The organism is Haloferula sargassicola (assembly GCF_040362925.1).
GTDB lineage: Bacteria > Verrucomicrobiota > Verrucomicrobiia > Verrucomicrobiales > Akkermansiaceae > Haloferula > Haloferula sargassicola.
In genome coordinates this window covers 114,245-132,179 of record NZ_BAABRI010000017.1, presented here as the reverse complement: position 1 = coordinate 132,179, position 17,935 = coordinate 114,245, and the positions used below count along the sequence as shown (strand labels likewise).

At 65.7% G+C, this 17,935-nt stretch carries 16 protein-coding genes; 10 read left to right on the top strand and 6 right to left on the bottom strand.

Features of this window, described 5'->3' with window-relative positions:
* Positions 1-669 precede the first annotated feature (669 nt).
* Positions 670-2,673, bottom strand: a complete 2,004-nt coding sequence (locus ABXH26_RS15105; RefSeq protein ID WP_353567923.1) for a sensor histidine kinase — start codon at positions 2,671-2,673, stop codon at positions 670-672.
* A complete protein-coding gene (locus ABXH26_RS15100; RefSeq protein ID WP_353567922.1) occupies positions 2,670-4,304 on the bottom strand; it encodes a 4-alpha-glucanotransferase in 1,635 nt (544 codons plus the stop codon). The genes ABXH26_RS15105 and ABXH26_RS15100 overlap by 4 nt, the downstream gene beginning before the upstream one ends.
* Positions 4,305-4,800: 496 nt before the next feature.
* Between ABXH26_RS15100 and hflK the strand changes: the two genes are divergently transcribed.
* Genes hflK through ABXH26_RS15085 form a run of 3 tightly spaced genes read left to right on the top strand, consistent with a single transcriptional unit; the run spans position 4,801 to position 7,470 of the window.
* On the top strand, positions 4,801-5,760 hold the full coding sequence (hflK, locus tag ABXH26_RS15095; RefSeq protein ID WP_434783432.1) for an FtsH protease activity modulator HflK: 960 nt from the start codon (positions 4,801-4,803) through the stop codon (positions 5,758-5,760).
* Entirely contained in the window at positions 5,757-6,749 is a 993-nt protein-coding gene (gene hflC, locus ABXH26_RS15090; RefSeq protein WP_353567921.1) for a protease modulator HflC, read from the top strand. Before hflK ends, hflC begins: the two co-directional genes overlap by 4 nt.
* A 19-nt stretch (positions 6,750-6,768) precedes the next feature.
* Complete coding sequence (locus ABXH26_RS15085) at positions 6,769-7,470, top strand: alpha/beta fold hydrolase (protein ID WP_353567920.1); 702 nt, start codon at positions 6,769-6,771, stop codon at positions 7,468-7,470.
* Positions 7,471-9,034: 1,564 nt separating this feature from the next.
* Here ABXH26_RS15085 and gap read toward each other — a convergent pair.
* On the bottom strand, positions 9,035-10,081 hold the full coding sequence (gene gap, locus ABXH26_RS15080; protein ID WP_434783431.1) for a type I glyceraldehyde-3-phosphate dehydrogenase: 1,047 nt from the start codon (positions 10,079-10,081) through the stop codon (positions 9,035-9,037).
* Between the two features lie 170 nt (positions 10,082-10,251).
* Positions 10,252-11,259 (bottom strand): COX15/CtaA family protein, encoded by a 1,008-nt coding sequence (locus ABXH26_RS15075; protein WP_353567919.1) that lies wholly within the window; start codon positions 11,257-11,259, stop codon positions 10,252-10,254.
* A 272-nt stretch (positions 11,260-11,531) separates the two neighbouring features.
* Here ABXH26_RS15075 and ABXH26_RS15070 point away from each other — a divergent pair, with 272 nt between their 5' ends.
* Both ABXH26_RS15070 and ABXH26_RS15065 read left to right on the top strand, forming a co-directional pair.
* Complete coding sequence (locus tag ABXH26_RS15070) at positions 11,532-11,810, top strand: hypothetical protein (RefSeq protein ID WP_353567918.1); 279 nt, start codon at positions 11,532-11,534, stop codon at positions 11,808-11,810.
* A 49-nt stretch (positions 11,811-11,859) separates the two neighbouring features.
* Positions 11,860-12,465: an LON peptidase substrate-binding domain-containing protein gene (locus tag ABXH26_RS15065; RefSeq protein WP_353567917.1), complete on the top strand. Its 606-nt coding sequence runs from the start codon at positions 11,860-11,862 to the stop codon at positions 12,463-12,465.
* A 57-nt stretch (positions 12,466-12,522) separates the two neighbouring features.
* Here the strand turns inward: ABXH26_RS15065 and ABXH26_RS15060 are convergent, their stop codons facing one another.
* On the bottom strand, positions 12,523-12,843 hold the full coding sequence (locus ABXH26_RS15060; protein WP_353567916.1) for a bactofilin family protein: 321 nt from the start codon (positions 12,841-12,843) through the stop codon (positions 12,523-12,525).
* Positions 12,844-12,975: 132 nt separating this feature from the next.
* Between ABXH26_RS15060 and ABXH26_RS15055 the strand changes: the two genes are divergently transcribed.
* Positions 12,976-13,626, top strand: a complete 651-nt coding sequence (locus ABXH26_RS15055; protein WP_353567915.1) for an FHA domain-containing protein — start codon at positions 12,976-12,978, stop codon at positions 13,624-13,626.
* 10 nt (positions 13,627-13,636) lie between these two features.
* Here ABXH26_RS15055 and ABXH26_RS15050 read toward each other — a convergent pair whose 3' ends face one another.
* Positions 13,637-14,992, bottom strand: a complete 1,356-nt coding sequence (locus ABXH26_RS15050; protein WP_353567914.1) for a hypothetical protein — start codon at positions 14,990-14,992, stop codon at positions 13,637-13,639.
* A gap of 95 nt (positions 14,993-15,087) precedes the next feature.
* Here ABXH26_RS15050 and ABXH26_RS15045 point away from each other — a divergent pair, with 95 nt between their 5' ends.
* The 4 genes from ABXH26_RS15045 to ABXH26_RS15030 are packed head-to-tail and all read left to right on the top strand — an operon-like array spanning position 15,088 to position 17,917.
* Positions 15,088-15,570 (top strand): low molecular weight protein-tyrosine-phosphatase, encoded by a 483-nt coding sequence (locus ABXH26_RS15045; protein WP_353567913.1) that lies wholly within the window; start codon positions 15,088-15,090, stop codon positions 15,568-15,570.
* On the top strand, positions 15,563-15,880 hold the full coding sequence (locus ABXH26_RS15040) for a FeoA family protein (protein ID WP_353567912.1): 318 nt from the start codon (positions 15,563-15,565) through the stop codon (positions 15,878-15,880). Before ABXH26_RS15045 ends, ABXH26_RS15040 begins: the two co-directional genes overlap by 8 nt.
* A 7-nt stretch (positions 15,881-15,887) precedes the next feature.
* Positions 15,888-17,777, top strand: coding sequence for a ferrous iron transporter B (gene feoB, locus ABXH26_RS15035; RefSeq protein ID WP_353567911.1), 1,890 nt, complete (start codon positions 15,888-15,890; stop codon positions 17,775-17,777).
* Between the two features lie 17 nt (positions 17,778-17,794).
* Complete coding sequence (locus ABXH26_RS15030) at positions 17,795-17,917, top strand: FeoB-associated Cys-rich membrane protein (RefSeq protein ID WP_353567910.1); 123 nt, start codon at positions 17,795-17,797, stop codon at positions 17,915-17,917.
* Positions 17,918-17,935 lie beyond the last annotated feature (18 nt).

The window sequence follows — 17,935 nt, the reverse complement described above, 5'->3', positions numbered from 1 at the left end:
AACCGCCTGAAGGCGGAACTACGGGCAGCCAGTGGCGGCCTTCACCGCCACTTCGGGGTCCACCTGACATCCACCACCGACTCCGCCGCGGGCTGTACGTTGTTCCGCCTTCAGGCGGTTTCGCTGGTAGGCGACCCGGGCTCCGCAACCGCCTGAAGGCGGAACTACGGGCAGCCAGTGGCGGCCTTCACCGCCACTTCGGGGTCCACCTGACATCCACCACCGACTCCGCCGCGGGCTGTACGTTGTTCCGCCTTCAGGCGGTTTCGCTGGCAGGTGACCCGGGCTTCGCAACCGCCTGAAGGCGGAACTACGGGCAGCCAGTGGCGGGCCTATACCGCCACTTCGGGGTCCGCCCGACATCCACCACCGACTCCGCCTCGGGCTGTACGTTGTTCCGCCTTCAGGCGGTTTCGCTGGTAGGCGACCCGGGCTCCGCAACCGCCTGAAGGCGGAACTACGGGCAGCCAGTGGCGGGCCTATACCGCCACTTCGGGGTCCGCCCGACATCCACCACCGACTCCGCCGCGGGCTGTACGTTGTTCCGCCTTCAGGCGGTTTCGCTGGCAGGCGACCCGGGCTCCGCAACCGCCTGAAGGCGGAACTACGGGCAGCCAGTGGCGGGCCTATACCGCCACTTCGGGGTCCACCTGACATCCACCACTGACTTTATCGTGGCTTTGGGGTGAGGGGGAAGCCGAGCCTGAGAGTGGTGCCGCCGTCTTCGCCACACTCAAAGATGAAACTCCCGCCGAGCGACTCCGAGCGCTGCCGCAGCGCCCGGAGGGTCGCGGGACGCTCCCGCTTTTCCACAGGAATTCCCACGCCGTCATCCGTAATCGTGAGATTCAATCGGCCGTTTCCATCGCTGATGTTTATCCACACTTGGGCGGCGTTGGCGTGGCGCAGGATGTTGTGCAGCGCCTCGCGGAAGTAGAGGAAAAGATGGCGGTTGGCGTCGTCGGACAGCTCGACCTCCCAAGCGGCTTCGTCGGCAGTGAAATGCCAGTCGAGCCGTTCGAGCATGATGGAAGCGGTCTCGCGCAGGTGCTCGACGGTGCCGATGCGGTGGGCGCCGCCGGGTCGCAGCAGCCAGACGATGTCGCGCACGGCGCTGACGGTTTCCGAGGCGATGCGCTGGATGCGTTTCAGCTCGTCGGTCGCCCCTCCGCGGGTTTCCGCGAGGTCGGCGAACATCTGGATGCTGCCGAGGTTGCTCCCCACCTCGTCGTGCAGGTCGCCGGCGATGCGCTCGCGGACCTCCAGCAGTTTCTTTTTTTCGCGGATGCGGAAACGGATCGGCAGGACCACCAACAACAGAGCCCCGACCGCGCTGGCCAGCACCACCGTCCAGAGGCCGAGATTCCGCCAACGACGGACGATCCCGCGGGCTTCCTCGCCCAGACGGTAGGCCTGCAGCTCCAAGTCCCGGCGTTGGTCGAGGCGGTCGAGCCATTGCTGGACCGGGATGATGCGGCCTTCGGGACCAAAGCCGTCGGTCAGGCTCTGCGAACTCCAGTAGCGGCCCCCCGGTGCCACCACGTTGCCCATGCCGTCGGCACTGCGAATGCGGGCTCCGAGGGCGACGTTGGTGGTGTCGTCGAGGACCTCGATTTCGCTGAAGGCGCAGAAAGCCGGGTAGTTGTCGAAGGGCTTCCACAGGCGGGTGGCGCGCAGGCGGACGAAGCGGACTCCGTCACCCGCGGCCTTCAGGACGACCGGATTGTGGCCGGGATTGCGGATGTCGAAGGTCTCGCCGTCGACCCGCCCGAGCGACCCACGGTCGCGGGCCAGCGTGACTTCGAGTTGCTGCGGAAAACCAAAGCCGCTCGGCAGGTCGGGGGTGGGGCGCTTGGCGGGAAACAGGCGCAGGTGGTCAATGGTGACCGGCCTGCCGAGATCGATTTCCAGCTCCACCGATGCCTCGGCGGAGGGCAGCGCTTTGGATAGCCAGCCGACATTGACGTGGCCTTCATCATCACCCTCCGGCAGCCCGAGAGGGGTCTGCCCATCGACCAAGAAGGCGGGCGACCACTGCCAGGGGGCGGGCGGGGTGATCCCGGCCAGCGCCGTGACCTTGGCATTCGACGCCACGTTCCGGCCCTCGGCGAAAACGAGGCATTCCGACCATGCAAGAATGAACTTGCTGCCTTCGTCAGGGTCGGCGGGCAAACGCCCTGCTTCGATTCTTACGCCCGAAGCTGGTACAGGCTGCAGGAGCGTGAAACGGATCGGATGACCGGCACGGACCGGCTCGGCCCAGAGGCCGGAACATTCGCCCAACAATTGTTCGTTTCCATCATCGCCGAGACCCACGACCCGCACGGAGTCCGGCATGCCGAACTGCGGCTCGAGGCCTTGGGCATCGTAGCGGCGGGCCGGGACGAGCACGACCTCATCGACTGCGGCGAGCGAGCCCCACCGGATCTCCACCGCGTGCCGATCCTGATCGTCGGGCAGCTCGCGAGGATGCTGGGTGGCGAATCCGCCGCTGCCGCCTTGGTCATCGATCGGCACCCGCGGCAGTCCCTCGGTGGCGGCCTCCAGACGCGCGACCTCCTGACGGATCTCGCCCAGCCGGGAGGAAAAAACCGAGGCGAGACGCTCGCCCCACGGGTCCTGGGCGGCGGCCGGAGCGAGCAGCCCAGCGGCGATGAGGATGAGTGGCTTCATTTCGAGAGTCCCCGGTTCGATTTTTGGATCGCCTCCCGCCACTTCGCCCACTGCGGTCGTTTCGCACTGCGGGCGGCGGTGTCAGCGACGCGGAAACTCCAGTTCCGCCCGCCGAGGGTGCCAGGCTGGTTGATGCGGGCCGACAGGCGGTAGAGGTCGGTGATCATGATCGCTGCGTAGCGCGAGCGACAGGCCATCAGGGCCTCGACCAAAGGCCAGAGGACATCGTCTCCAAAGGCTCCTTCCGGCTGGATGCCGGCAAAGTCAGCCAGCGCTTGCCATGCGGTTTCGACCCGCCCGGCGCAACCGCCAGCCGGGTTCTCCGCCGCCCGCCGACGGAAGCCCTCCCACATCGCCGGGATCGAATCGTGATCATGAGTGGCGTAAGTAGCGAACGAGCACTCGGGCAGCTGGTCGCCGGGGATGACGTTCTTTTCCTCGTCCAGATCCCAGTGAGGAATGCGGAAGCCGGGAATGCCCAGGGTGGTGAGGTGGGGCCGGACGTAGCCGGGCACGCAGCCGAGGTCCTCGGCCACCACTTCGGCTCCGCCGGCTGCTTCCTGCACCATCCGCAGGCGGCGGTCGCCGTCCGCGAGGTTGGCCTGGCGATTGGTCTCGTAGTCGTCCGGACGCGGGACCCAGCGGGGCAGCAGGCCGCCGGTCTTTTCAGCCGCCTCGGCGCCATTGAGGGCGAGGAACTCGCCGTTGCGATCGGGCGTCCACGGGAAGGCGTAGATGCGGTAAAAGCCGAGCACGTGGTCGATGCGGAAGAGGTGAAAAACATCGGTCAGTTTGCCGATCCGGCGCCGCCACCAGGGAAAGTTCCCAGCCCGCATCCTGTCCCAGTGGTAAAGCGGAATGCCCCAGTTCTGGCCCCACTTGCGGATGAATTCATCGTGCTCGAACATCCGCTCCGGCGGCGCGCCGCCGCACCAGCCGAGATCGAAATCGTCGCGGTGAAAGAACACATCGGCCGACGAGCGGCTGACTCCGATCGGAATGTCCCCCATCAGCCGCACGCCGCGGCGGTCCGCATGGGCCCGGACCTGCCGCCACTGGCGAAAAATAAGCCACTGGAGCCAGGCGAAGTAGTCGAGCCGCTCCGGCCTCGCCGTGGCGGCCGAGCGCGCCTCGTGAACCTCCTTCAGCGGCTCCGGCCATTGCTCCCAAGCCGCCGTTTGGCACTCCTCCATCAGCACGCGAAACACGGTGTAGTCGGCCAGCCAGCCCTCCTCTTCCCGGCAGAAACGAGCAAACTCCGGGCGAAGCCCGCCGGCCTGCTGCGGCCACCGGGTCCAGGCCGATTCCAGCAGGCCTCCCTTCGCCGAGCGCACGGTGGCATAGTCGACCTCCCCCGCTCCGACCCCCTGCCGGGCCCGATCGAGCTCCGCCAGATCGATGCCCGGCACTTCTTCCATGGTCAGGAAAAGCGGCTCCAGAGCCACCGACGAGATCGCGTTGTAGGGGCTGTCATCGAGACCCATCTCATGGATCGGAAGCAGCTGCACGAAGCCCACCTCATGGTCCGCGCAGAGGTCGATCCACTCGGTCAGGCCCCGGGTGTCGCCGATGCCGAGGTCGCCATCGCGACGCACGCTGAAAACCGGCAACAACAGACCCGCAAATCTCACACCCGTTTGTGGGGCCGCCCGCCCCTTCCGCGCAAGTCTCCGCCTGCCGCGCACGGAAATGCCTGCCGATCGGCCCCGCCGAGGAATCGTCGTTTTTGATTCAAACGAGGCCTTGTTCGAGCAAATCGTTCCCACGCGTTTGGGTGAGTCGCGTAGCCCGCCGAGAGCTGATTGGCCCAGATTTTTCGGGAAAACTTTGACGTTTTACTTATCAGTAGCGGCTTAGCGGTTTATTCACATCCATGTTGGAAAACGATTGGAGGGATCGATTGGAACGCAGGATTGTTTCCAGCCAACTCTTGTTCTCATTTCTCCCCACGTTTTTCCACAATCCGGAGTCGGGCGCGGCGTTTCCATTTGCAGTCGGGATTTCCACTCGCCGCTGGCGGAGTGGGATTGCAGGATGCTCCCGAACTTTTCCTCTCCCACGATGGCAGCACCCCAAGGACCACCCGACCTCCCGCCGCGCCGCGGCCGATCCCCCAAAGTGATCACCGTGCCGAAAATCCACCTCCCCGGCAAAGCCGTCCTGGCGGCCCCCGTCGCCCTGCTGCTGGTGATCGGGGCGTGGACGTCGTTCTATCAGGTCGAGGCCGAGGAAGTCGGGGTGGTGCTGCGGTTCGGCAAGTACGTCGGCACCACTGAGCCAGGACTGCGTTTCAAGATGCCGTTCGGGATCGACCGGGTGCAGAAGGTCGCCGTGCGGCGGCAGATGAAGCAGGAATTCGGCTTTTCCACACCCGGCGCCACCTATCGTTTCCAGGCCTCGGCTCCGCAGGAACAGCAACTGGAGATGCAGATGGTGACCGGCGACCTGAATGCGGCGCTGGTCGAATGGGTGGTGCAATTCCGGATCGACGACCCCAAGGAGTATCTTTTCAGCGTGCGCGATCCGGACGAAACGCTGCGCGACGCCTCGGAGTCGGTCATGCGCGAGGCGGTCGGCGACCGCACCGTGGACGAGGTGCTGACGATCGGCCGGCAGGAGATTGAAACCGAAACGCTCGAGAAGCTGCAGGCGCTGGTGGACAAGTTCGCCATGGGCCTGCGGATCGACCAGGTCCAGCTCAAGAATGTGGATCCGCCGCGGCCGGTGCAGGCTTCGTTCAACGAGGTCAACCAAGCGCAACAGGAACGTGAGAAATCGATCAACCAGGCCAACGGCCTCTACAACAAGCAGGTGCCCAAGGCGCGGGGCGAGGCCCAGCGACAGATCAGCGACGCCCGCGGCTACGCCAGCCAGCGGATCAACGAAGCCGAGGGGGATGCCGCGCGTTTCAACGCCCTCTACAACGAGTACGTGAAGGCCCCGGCGGTGACCAAGCGCCGGCTCTACCTCGAGACCATGGGCCACGTGATTCCCCGGCTCGGCCGCAAGGTGATCCTCGACGAGGAGGCCACCCAAGTGCTGCCGCTGCTCAACCTCGACAACCTCCAAGCCCCCGCCAAGCGATGAATCCTTCCCCGAAAACCGCCGGCATCGGCTGCCTGGCCGCCATCGTCGTTCTCGCACTCATCGTGCTGCTGAACTCGTCGATCTACACCATCAACGAAGCGCAACAGGCGATCATCACCCAGTTCGGCAAGCCGGTCGGCGGTGCCCAGATCGAAGCGGGCCTTCATTTCAAGACGCCCTTCATCCAGAAGGTGAACGTGTTCGACCGCCGGATCCTCGACTGGGACGGGACGCCGAACGAGATGCCGACCAAGGACAAGACCTACATCCGGGTCGACACCTTCGGCCGCTGGCGGATCGCCGATCCGCTGAAATATTTCGAGCGCCTGAAGAACGAGCGCAGTGCGCAGTCACGCCTCGACGACATCCTCGGCTCGGAAACCCGCAACGCGGTGGCCAAGCACGAGCTGATCGAGGTGGTCCGCACGACGAAGGACCGCAAGCCGCTGGAATCCGAGGAAATCGCCGAGGCCGACATGACCGGCAACATCGGCGTGCTGAAGCCGATCCACGTGGGCCGCAACGCGATGGAGCAGCAGATCCTGGAACGCGCGGCACCGAAGCTGGCGGAGTTCGGCATCGAACTGCTGGACGTGCGCTTCAAGCGGGTGAACTACAACCCGTCGGTGCAGGACCGGATTTTCGAGCGGATGCGTACCGAGCGCGAGCAGATCGCCGAGAAGTTCCGCTCCGAAGGCGCGGGCGAGGCAGCCAAGATCCTCGGCAACATGGAGCGCGAGCTGCGCGAGATCCAGTCGACCGCCTACCGCGAGGTGCAGCAGATCAAGGGTGAGGCCGACGCCAAGGCCACGGCGATCTACGCCGATGCCTACAACCAGACCCCGCAGGCGCAGGACCTCTACGACTTCACCCGCACGCTGGACGTGTATGAGAACGTGATCGACAAGGACACCACGCTGATCCTTTCGACCGACAGCGAGCTGTTCCATCTGTTCAAGTCGGGCAGCCCGGAAAAGGCCGGCCCGTGAGCCGCCGTGTGGTTCCGTGATGAAACTCCTGCTCGCCCTGCTGCTGATGAGCCTTCCCTCCCCTGCGCGGGCCGCCGACGGCGTGATCCTGCTCCACGGCCTGTGCCGGACGCCGGCCAGCATGAGGAAAATGGCATCGAGCCTAGCCGCCGCCGGCTACGTGGTGGTGAACCGCGGCTATCCGTCGCGCACCGCCACGATCGAGGCCCTGAGCGAGGCGACCCTCGGGACGGCGTTGCAGGACCCGCGTCTGGCGGGGTGTCCGCGGGTCCACTTCGTATCGCACTCGCTGGGCGGGATTCTCATTCGCGACTACTTCGCGCGGCATCCGGGAAAGCTTTCCGGGCGGGTGGTGATGCTCGGGCCGCCGAACCAAGGCAGCGAAGTGGTCGATCGGCTCGGCGAGTGGCGGCTATTCAAGAAGCTCAACGGCCCCGCCGGCGGCATGCTCGGCACGCGGGACGACTCGGCCCCGAACCTCCTGCCGGCGGTCGATTTCGAACTGGGCGTGGTGGCGGGCGACCGGTCCATCAACTGGATCAACAGCGCGATGATCGCCGGGCCGGACGACGGCAAGGTTTCCGTGAAACGGACCGGGGTCGAGGGCATGAAGGAGCAGGTGGTCGTGCACGCCACCCATCCGTATCTCATGAAAAACCGGAAGGTCATCGAGCTGACGCTGCGCTTCTTGCGGAGCGGAAGCTTTGGGAGCGAAGGATGACAAAGCGGCGCAAGCCTCCGGCTTGCGAAGGGGGCGGCTGCCTTCGGCTGCCGGACAGGGGGGCCGCAGCGGGACGGTTTTCAGCGCCTCGACGAGGCCCTCCGACCTCACCTACCCGGGGCCCTCCGCCGGCCAAGACCCTCCGTCGCCCAAGACCCTTCATCGCTCAAGGCCTACCTCCGCCCAAGTTCGCCTTTCAACTCGCTTCGAAACGCCCGGCAGCTTGAAAGATCACTGGCTTTCCGCCAAAACCCGCTGCCTCGAAATCCGCGAACAACCCCTGAGGCTCGGTGAAAGTGGCGCAAGCCTCCGGCTTGCGAAAGGGGCGGCTGCCTTCGGCTGCCGGACAGGGGGGCCGCAGCGGGACGGTTTTGAGCGCCTCGACGAGGCTCTCCGACCTCACCTACCCGGGGCCCTCCGTCGGTCAAGACCCTCCGTCGCCCAAGACCCTTCATCGCTCAAGGCCTACCTCCGCCCAAGTTCGTCTTTCAACTCGCTTCGAAACGCCCGGCAGCTTGAAAGATCACTGGCTTTCCGCCAAAACCCGCTGCCTCGAAATCCGCGAACAACCCCTGCAGGCTCGATGAAAGTGGCGCAAGCCTCCGGCTTGCGAAAGGGGCGGCTGCCTTCGGCTGCCGGACAGGGGGGCCGCAGCGGGACGGTTTTGAGCGCCTCGACGAGGCTCTCCGACCTCACCTACCCGGGGCCCTCCGCCGGTCAAGACCCTCCGTCGCCCAAGACCCTTCATCGCTCAAGGCCTACCTCCGCCCAAGTTCGTCTTTCAACTCGCTTCGAAACGCCCGGCAGCTTGAAAGATCACTGGCTTTCCGCCAAAACCCGCTGCCTCGAAATCCGCGAACAACCCCTGCAGGCTCGATGAAAGTGGCGCAAGCCTCCGGCTTGCGAAGGGGGGCGGCTGCCTTCGGCTGCCGGACAAGGGGGCCGCAGCGGGACGGTTTTCAGCGCCTCGACGAGGCCATCCGACCTCACCTACCCGGGGTCCTCCGCAGGCCAAATCGTCTCTGGACTCGACTCGAAACCCTCGGTGGAAAATTCGCTGCCTCAACGAGATCCGGGACGCACCCCTGGGAACTCGAAGCGACCATCCCGTGACCCTGCCTCCACCTCCCTGTCCGGCAGCCGATGGCAGCCGCCCCCTTTTCGAGCTCAGAGCAACCCCCGCTCCTGTGCAGCAGATTTCACGTTTCCGGCGATTGCAGGCCCATCGAGATCCGGGACGCACTTCTGGGAACTCGAAGCGGCCATCCCCTGCCCCTCGGCTCCACCTCCCTGTCCGGCAGCCGATGGCAGCCGCCCCCTTTTCGAACTCAAAGCAACCCCCGTTCCTGTTCAGCGGATTTCACGTTTCCGGCGATTGCAGGCCCATCGAGATCCGGGACGCACCCTTGGGAACTCGAAGCGGCCATCCCGTGCCCCTGGCTCCACCTCCCTGTCCGGCAGCCGATGGCAGCCGCCCCTTTCGGTAAACTCGCGGCACTCCGCAACAAAAAGCCCGCCCCGGATTCCGGGACGGGCTTTTCAAATCCGCTCGGTCGCAGCGGGCTCAGATGCCTTTCTTCACGATGTCGTCGAGCAGGTCGATGACACGGTTGGAGTATCCCCATTCGTTGTCATACCAGCTCACCAGCTTGAAGAAACGCGAGTTGAGCTCGATGGACGAGCCGGCGTCGTAGATCGACGAGTGCGCGTCGTGAATGAAGTCGGTGGAAACCACTTCGTCCTCGGTGTAGGCGAGGATGCCCTTGAGGTAGGTTTCCGACGCGTTCTTCAGCGCGGCGTTGATCTCGGCCAGCGAGGTGTCCTTGGTCGTCTTGACGGTGAGGTCGACGGCCGAAACGGTCGGGGTCGGCACTCGGAAGGCCATGCCGGTGAGCTTGCCCTTCACTTCCGGGCAAACCAGCGCGACGGCCTTGGCGGCGCCGGTGGTCGACGGGATGATGTTGATCGCGGCGGAGCGGCCACCCTTCCAGTCCTTCTTGGACGGGCCGTCCACGGTCTTCTGCGTGGCGGTGTAGGAGTGGACGGTGGTCATGAGGCCTTCCTCAATGCCGAAGCCTTCCTTGAGGAGCACGTGGACCAGCGGGGCGAGGCAGTTGGTGGTGCAGCTCGCGTTGGAGACGATGTGGTTGGTGGCCGGATCGTAGTCACCGTCGTTGACGCCCTGCACGAAGGTGCCGACGTCGCCCTTGGCCGGGGCGGAAATGATGACCTTCTTGGCACCGGCGGTGATGTGGCCCTGGGCCAACTTGTCCTCGACGAAGAGGCCGGTGGATTCGATCACGACCTCGACACCGAGTTCCTTCCACGGAAGGCCTTCGGGGGTGCGGGCGCTGACGACCTTGATTTCATTGCCGTTGACGACGAGGACGTCATCCTCGGCGACGTCCGGCGAGGACTTTTTGGACGAAACGGTGCCGTTGAACTTGCCCTGCGTAGAGTCGTACTTGAGCAGGTAGGCGAGGTTGTCGGCCGGCACGATGTCGCCGACGGCGACGACGTTGAAGGTGGAGCCGAGGTGGCCTTGTTCGACAAGGGCGCGGAACACCAGGCGGCCGATGCGGCCGAATCCGTTGATGGCGATGTTGGTCATGATGTCTGTTTTGGGATGGGCCGCCCCGCGGCGGCGGTTGTGGCAAGCGGGCGGGACACCGGTCCGGTGCCATGCCCGTGGTTCACCACCGGAGATTGTCGGGAACCCGGATTTTCCGAACTCCCCACAGCCGCCGGGGCGGCGGGATTATCCACCGGAGCGGAGGGGCGTCAATGACCGGCTGTTGCAGCATGCCTTCCGGAAAGCGTCAGCCACCAGTGGACGACCGCCGCCAGCAGGATGGCGGCCAGTCCCACGTGCAGCACCTGGGCCACCTGGTGGACGCGGACCTGCGCCATGATCAGGCCGAGCACCATCTGGCAGCCGACCAGCACCAGCGCCAGGGTGGCGGCCTTGCCGGGCCGGCCGTGGGTTCCGCGGCGGGTGAAAATCCAGCCCGCCACGGTGGCGACCACGATCAGCCACGAAAAGCTGCGATGGACCAGATAGAGGCCGGATTTCTCCAGCTCCCCGATCCACGCCGTGCGGTCCTCGCCGCCGTGGTGACGCGCCATTTCGTCGGTCAGTTCGCGGATCTGGCTGCCCATGATGCCTTCCACCACGACCAGCACGATCACCGCGCCGACCCCCCAGCGCAGACGGGAGGCCTGGCGGGGATCGAGCGCCAACCGCCTCGGGCGATCCGTCCCCCGCCACAAGGTGAAGACCTGAAGCACGATCAACAGCATGGCCAGCGCCATGTGGGCCGTCAGGATGCCCGGTTTGATGCCGCTGTAGACGACCCGTGCGCCCATCCAGGCATTGATCAGGATCACGATCAGGGCCGCCATCGCGGTGCCCACCACCACCCGCTGGCGGCCCGGCCGGCCGAAGGCGGCGACCAAGGTGGCCACCGCGAAGAGCCCCACCGGGAGCGAGGTCAGCCGGTTCAGATACTCGGTCCAGACATGCCGCGGGTTGAAGGACTCCAGGATGTGCTCCGGCGTGACGGTGGCCGGATCACGGCCGAGACGGGCGGCTTTGGCCTGGAACTTGTCGAAGTCGATCTTCGACAGATCGACCTGTTCCACCTTCCACGGAGGGATCAGGCAGCCCCAGCAGGTCGGCCAGTCCGGGCAGCCGAGGCCGGAGCCGGTGACGCGCACGATGGCACCCACGAACACAAGCAGCAGGACCGAAAGAAGGGACGCCAGGGCGATTTTTTGGAACCGGTTCATCGCGGACCGGCAGCATGGGACCTGCTGGCCGTGGCGCTAGCGGAAAAAATCCGGCTCCCACGCGATCGCGGGTCATTCGTGCATGTGTAGGCATATCTTGTACGGAAAACAGGATAAAACATAGTGACGAACGATCGTTCCCGGACTTAGCTCTCCGCGTGCACCGATTTTCGAGCTCAAGGTCGCTTGCCCGATTGAGAGCAGTCTCCACTCTTTATCTCCTTACACCCCTTCTGTGGGCCGGGCTTGCCTTTTGCCTGGTTCGGGGGTTCGTGTTCAGCCATTCGCCGAGCCTGGTCGCCTCGCTGGGCTTGATCGGAGGCCTGGTCCTGCTGGGCGTGCTCGCCTTTGCCCTGTCGGGAAACGTCCGCTGCCCCTTGTGTCATGTGCCCATCCTCCGCCGGAGCGGAGCCACCATGAACTCGCGCCACCGCCGCACGGTTTTCGGCAGCCCGCGCCTCTACGTGGCGACGCGGGTCGCCTTCGGCAACCACTTCCGCTGCCCCTACTGCGGCGAGCCTTGCGAGACCACCCGGGCCCGCCGTCCGTAAGGCCGAGAAAGCGGTTGCCAAGCGGCGGCCGCGCGCTTCAGCTCGGCCCATGTCGTCCCTGCAGATCCCGGAAACCTGCGGTGCCATGCTGCTGCCCGATTGCGTCGTGTTTCCCCACGGCGGGCTGCCGCTGCGGGTCTTCGAGCCGCGCTACCGGGCCATGCTCGACGAAAGCCTCGCCAGCCACTGCTTTTTCGCCGTCGCACGGCTGGTCGGAGAGGAAACCGAAGACCCCACCCACTGCACGCCGGAGATCGGCACCATCGGGCTGGTCCGCGCCTCGCGGGAAATGGAGGACGGCACCTCGAACCTGCTGCTCCACGGGGTGATCCGCGTGCGTTTCCGCGAGTGGCTGGCCGGCTGCGACTACCCCACGGCCCGGATCGAGCCCATTCCTTCGGTCTTCGAACCCGAGAGCCAGGCCGCGGCGGCGGTCGAGGCCCTGCGCGAAGCCGCGGAGGTGGCGCTCGCACCCTTCGCCGACGAGGTTCGCGACGCCTTCCGCTCGATGTGCGATCCCATCGACGATCCTGCCATCCTCTGCGATGTGATGTCGCAGCAATTCATCCAGGATCCCGACGAGCGCCAGACGATGCTGGAGCTGGAATCGGTGGCCGCGCGCGTGGCATGGATCTGCAAGCGCTTCAGCCAATAAAAAACGCCCCGGCCGACGACCGGGACGCTTTTCAAAAAGTGCGGTCGGACCCGCCGGTCAACCACCGATCTCGGTGCGGCCGGACAGCGAGGCGCCCTCCTCCATCGAGAGGTTCTTGGTCTTGATGTCGCCGTTGAGGCGGCTCTTGGACTTCAGCTCGCAGCGCTCGGAGGTGATCTTGCCCTCGACGTTGCCGAACACCTTCACTTCGCCGGCGGTGATGTCGCCCTTGACCTTGGCGTTCTCGCCGATGGTCACCTTGCCCTTTTCCGAGATGATCTCCCCTTCGATCTGACCATCAATGATCATGTCGTTGGAGAAACGGATGGAACCGGTGATCTCGATCCCGCTCGACAAAACATTCGTTGCGCTCGCCATGGCCCGATAATCCAGCAAACCGACCCACCCTTGGCAATCGGGATTTCCGCGATCTCCCGCCGCACCCGGAATTTCCGTGCGAATCGTGTCACGCGTCGCTAGAAACCCGCGAAATCCAACGTTTCCAAACCCATGCCTCGCGTCACGATCACCCCACCGGGAAAGAACTCCCAGCCCTACCGCTTCAGCCTGGATCGCCAAGCCGTCGCGCTCGGCCGGGGCAGCGAGAACGACGTCGTCATCGACTGCACCTCGGTATCGGTGAACCACGCCGTGATGGAGCGCATGCCCGGCGGCTTCCAGATCCGCGACCTCGGCTCGACCAACGGCACCAAGCTCAGCGGCGTCCCGCGTGAGACGATCCCGCTTCTTGACGGGCGCAAGGTCTACCTCGGCGACGTGGAATTTCATTTCACCCTGACCGAGGAGGAGCAGGAGGCCCTGGCCGAAGAAGACAACGCCCCGCCGGCGGTGATCCGCGAGGAGTCGTTCGAGGAAATGCCGAAAAAGCACCAGCTGGTCAGCGACCAGGACCGCGAGGCCCTGCGCAAGGACATGGGGGCATTCAACAAGCCGATGCCCACCGCTCTCTTCCTGCTATTGGCGCTCGTGGCGCTCTATCTCGGACTCAGCATCCGCTATGCGGGCGACCACCCGGGCCGGTCATTCCTTCATGATCTGACCAAGGGCACCCCGCCGGCGGCGACCACCGCCCCTGCCGACGAAGAAGGGCGGGAGGCGGCCGATGCCGCTGCTCCCGCCCCGGAAGAAACTTCGGAGTGATCCGCCAGGATCAGCGACCGCGGCCGCGACCTCCCCACCCCGGTCCACCGCGGCCGTCCAGGATGCGTTGTTTGGCCCGGTCACTGAGCAGGTCGCTCGATTCCACATAAGCCCGGGCCGCCGTCTCATCGGTCTCCATCCAGCGGCGGGCCGTCATGCCGATCGTGCGGTCGCGGTTGCGCTCGTCCGTGATGGCTTCCGCCAACGACATCGCCTGGCTCGGCTCCACGTCCTGATTCTGCCACAAATAGGTCTGGGTGGCGGAGTCGCGGATCTCGCCCACCGGCTGGGCCTCGATGAAGCTCAGCGCGCCGGCCGAGTCCTGCGCCGTCCAATTGGTCATGATCCGTCGCATCGCGTCGCCGTAGTCGCCGGTCTGCTGATTGCCCAGCCAGCTCGCGGCGGCGGCCGGATCCTCTTGCGCCATTTCGCCGGCCAGGATCGCCACCGCCCGGTCGCGGGCGCCGCCTTCGGAAATGGAGGCCAGCTTGGCCGCGGCCGCATCCGGATCGGTGCGGGCCAGCACCTGCACCGCCTCGGACATCGCGCGGTCCTTGGCTTCGCCACTCAGGGTCTGGATCCAGCTCTCGGCCGCCGAGAAATCCTCAGCCGCCCACTTTTGCGCGATCTCGCCGTAGGCCCGCATCTGGTCGTCGCCGGTCAGCGTGGCCGCCATGGTCGCCGCCTTGGCCGGGTCGGTCGCGGCGACCTCGCCCACGATGGAGATCATCGCGCTGCCCTTGTCGTCACCTTCCAGCGAATTGGCCCAGGCCATCGCAGCGTCGGGATCCAGCTTGGCCCACTCACGGGCGACCAGGTCCGCACCGCCTTCGCCACCGGGTCCCCGGCGTCCGCCCGGGCCGTTGAATTCGTTGGGGTGCTCGGCGTAATACTTGGCGGCGTTGACCGGGTCCACGCTGGCCCAGCTGCGAAGAATCGTGGGACGGGCGAACATGCCGCCGAAGCCCATCGTTTCGCTGTAGGCCAGCGCGCCCTGGGGATCCGCTTCACCCCAGCGGCTGAAAAGAAGGATGGAGGCCATGATGCGGTCGGCCATCGGCAGGTCATCGAGCGAATCCGCCGCGGCGGCGAGTTCCTCCAGGCTCATGCCCTCGTAGAGATCGACGAGCGACTGGAGCCGCGCCAGCTGTCCGGGCTCGCGCAGGGCTTCCTTGATGCTGCGGGCCCGCGATTCGGGGGCGGTGCCGTCTTGATGGACGGCCGACGCCTCGCGCCGGAACTTGGCATCGCGCTCGACGGAAGCGGAATCCCCCGCGGCATCGGAGCCGCCGGATTTTCCCGCGATAAATCCGCCGACCCCACCGATGAGGAGGGCGGCGACACCGATGGTGACGGATTGATTCATGGCCATGGCGCGGCAACCCGACCCCGCCTGCGAAGTTGCGCGGATTCCGCTGTCATGCGCTGGATTTTCCCCGCAAAGCCCGCACCCTCCCCGCCATGTCCACCCCGCCCGTCCGCGTCCTCTTCGTTTGCATGGGAAACATCTGCCGCTCCCCCGCCGCGGAGATCGTCTTCAGCCAGCTCGTCCACGAGGCCGGGCTGGCGGATCGGATCGAGGTCGATTCCGCCGGCACCATCGGCTACCACGCCGGTCACGGGCCGGACCGCCGCATGGCGGCCACCTTGAAAAGCCGCGGATATGCGATTCACGGCAGCGCGCGGCAGCTTCAGGCCCGCGACTTGCAGCGGTTCGATCACATTCTGGTGGCGGATCGCGAGAACCTCGCCGACGCCCGCGCGCTCGATTCCGGCGGGGATTTCCACTCGAAAATCCAACTGCTGACCGATTTCTGCACGGAAACCGAGGCCGACCACGTGCCGGATCCCTACTACGGCGGCCAGCGGGGCTTCGAGCGGGTGGCGGACATCGTGGAGGACGCCTGCGCCGGTCTGCTTGCCGCGATTCAGAGAAATGGCTGAGGATTTCGCAGGATTTACTATTGCAACACCGTCTCATTTGCCGGATTTTCCCGCCGTCATGTTGCACGCGGAAGCGCACGATCTCGAAGCCGACACCTTGCAGAGCTTGTCTCAGGCGAGCGTCGGCTGTGATTTCCGGATCCGCTTCCTTTCGGGCCCGGCCTGTGAGCAGCTGCGCCGGCTCGGCTTTTGCGAGTCGATGCAGGTCCGAAAGCTCGCCCACGGCCGCAACCTGATCTGCTCGGTCTGCGGCACCCGCATGGCGCTCAGCCGGGAACTGGCGGAGCAAGTGAAGGTCTGCCCCGCCTGATGCCGCCGTGAGCGAGGCGAAAATTCAGGAGACGGTGCTGCTCGTCGGCAACCCGAACGTCGGCAAGACGACGCTCTTCAACGCCCTGACCGGCCAGAATGCCAAGGTCGCGAATTTTTCCGGGGTCACCGTTGATCTCAAGACCGGCCACACCCGCACGCCCCACGGCCGCAAGGTGCGCCTCGTCGATCTGCCCGGATGCTACGATCTCCGGGGTAGTTCTCCGGACCAGGAGGTTGCGCGGAAGGTGCTCCGCGGCGAGGTCGCGGAAATCGGCGTCGCGGACCTCGTCGTGTGCGTGGTCGATGCCTCGGCGCTCGAGCGGCACCTGGTGCTGGCGCTGGACGTGATCGAGGCCGGGCTGCCGGTAGTGATCGCCCTGAACATGGTGGACGTGGCGGAAAGCACCGGCGTACGGCTCGATCCCGTGAAAATCTCCGAGGAACTCGGTGTTCCCGTGGTGCCGATGCAGGCCCGCGCCGGCAAAGGGCTCATCGAACTCAAACAGGCCCTGCGTTTCCCCCTCCCCGCCACCCCGCCGAGCATCGGCTGGCCAACCGGGCCGGAGGGCGAAAGCGGACGCCGTGATTTCATCAACCGCCTGTGCGAGACCGCCGCCCGGCGAGCCGATGCGCACAGCGTGACCGTTTCCGACCGGCTCGATACTGTGCTGCTGCATCCGGTGTGGGGCTGGTTCGTCTTCGTGGGCGTGATGTTCGCGGTGTTCTGGGCGATTTTTTCCATCGCCGGCATCCCGATGGGCTGGATCGAGTCGCTACAGGCGTGGGTCGAGGGCCTCGTCACCCATGCGATGGCCGAGGGTGACCTGCGCGACCTGCTGGTCAGCGGCGTGATCGGCGGCGTCGGCTCGGTGGTCATCTTCCTGCCGCAGATCCTGATGCTGTTCTTTTTCATCGGGCTGCTGGAAAGCTCCGGCTACATGGCGCGGGCGGCCTACCTGATGGATGGCTTCATGTCGCGGGTGGGGCTCAGTGGAAAGGCCTTCCTGCCGCTGCTCAGCTCGTATGCCTGCGCCATCCCCGGCGTGATGGCCACCCGCACGATCGACTCGGCCAAGGAGCGGCTGACCACGCTTTTCGTGGCGCCGTGGATGAGCTGCACCGCGCGCCTGCCGGTCTACCTGCTGCTCATTCCGCTGCTGCTCGGCAGTCGCGAGGGCGGCTGGAAACAGGCGCTGGTGCTGGTCGGGCTCTACGCCATCGGCACGCTGACGGCGTTTCTCGTCGCCAAGCTGCTGCGCAAAAGGCTCGGCCCGGAGGAAACGCCGAGCCATTTCATTCTCGAACTGCCGCCCTACCGCGCGCCGCAGTGGAGCTACATTTTCCGCCACCTCGCCGAGCGCGGCTGGGCCTTCGTGCGCAAGGCGGGGACCGTGATCCTGGCCTTGATGATCCTGCTATGGGCCGCGGAAACCTATCCCAAGAGCGACAGCGACGACCGCGCCGAACAGCTCTCGCATTCGCTGGTCGGACGCCTCAGCCACGTGCTCGAGCCGGTGGTCAAGCCGATGGGTTTCGACGGCCGCACCGGCACGGCGATCCTCACCTCCTTCGCCGCGCGCGAGGTTTTCGTCGGCTCGATGGCGCAGCTGTTCCAGGTCGAGGAAGGCGACGACGATGCCGAGAACCAGATCCGCCTCCGCGAGCAGATGGCGGAGGCCCACTGGCCCGACGGGCGGCCGATGTTCACGCCGCTGAGCGTGGTTTCCCTGCTGGTGTTCTACGTGTATGCACTGCAGTGCCTGCCGACCTCCGCGGTGGTCGCCCGTGAGGCGGGATCGTGGAAATGGGCCGCCGGGCAGTTCGTCTTCATGTCGGCCTTCGCCTTCGTGGCATCGGTGGTCGTCTATCAGGTCGGGCTGCTGCTCGGATTCTGAGCTATCTTTTTTTCGAAATGAACGACTGGCAATCCATCACCGCCGCCGCCATCGTGCTGGCTACGCTGGCCATCGTACTTCGCCGCGTCCTGCGGAAAAAGCCGCGCGCCAAAGGCTGCGGCGGGAACTGCTGCCGGTAGGGAGCGCGGGCAAGCTGC

Coding starts and splice junctions, on each gene's coding strand:
- ABXH26_RS15075 (WP_353567919.1), bottom strand. CDS start 11,259: ATGAACCGGTTCCAAAAAATCGCCCTGGCGTCCCTTCTTTCGGTCCTG.
- ABXH26_RS15030 (WP_353567910.1), top strand. CDS start 17,795: ATGAACGACTGGCAATCCATCACCGCCGCCGCCATCGTGCTGGCTACG.
- ABXH26_RS15045 (WP_353567913.1), top strand. CDS start 15,088: ATGTCCACCCCGCCCGTCCGCGTCCTCTTCGTTTGCATGGGAAACATC.
- ABXH26_RS15085 (WP_353567920.1), top strand. CDS start 6,769: ATGAAACTCCTGCTCGCCCTGCTGCTGATGAGCCTTCCCTCCCCTGCG.
- ABXH26_RS15055 (WP_353567915.1), top strand. CDS start 12,976: ATGCCTCGCGTCACGATCACCCCACCGGGAAAGAACTCCCAGCCCTAC.
- ABXH26_RS15040 (WP_353567912.1), top strand. CDS start 15,563: ATGGCTGAGGATTTCGCAGGATTTACTATTGCAACACCGTCTCATTTG.
- ABXH26_RS15050 (WP_353567914.1), bottom strand. CDS start 14,992: ATGAATCAATCCGTCACCATCGGTGTCGCCGCCCTCCTCATCGGTGGG.
- gap (WP_434783431.1), bottom strand. CDS start 10,081: ATGACCAACATCGCCATCAACGGATTCGGCCGCATCGGCCGCCTGGTG.
- ABXH26_RS15065 (WP_353567917.1), top strand. CDS start 11,860: ATGTCGTCCCTGCAGATCCCGGAAACCTGCGGTGCCATGCTGCTGCCC.
- hflC (WP_353567921.1), top strand. CDS start 5,757: ATGAATCCTTCCCCGAAAACCGCCGGCATCGGCTGCCTGGCCGCCATC.
- ABXH26_RS15060 (WP_353567916.1), bottom strand. CDS start 12,843: ATGGCGAGCGCAACGAATGTTTTGTCGAGCGGGATCGAGATCACCGGT.
- ABXH26_RS15105 (WP_353567923.1), bottom strand. CDS start 2,673: ATGAAGCCACTCATCCTCATCGCCGCTGGGCTGCTCGCTCCGGCCGCC.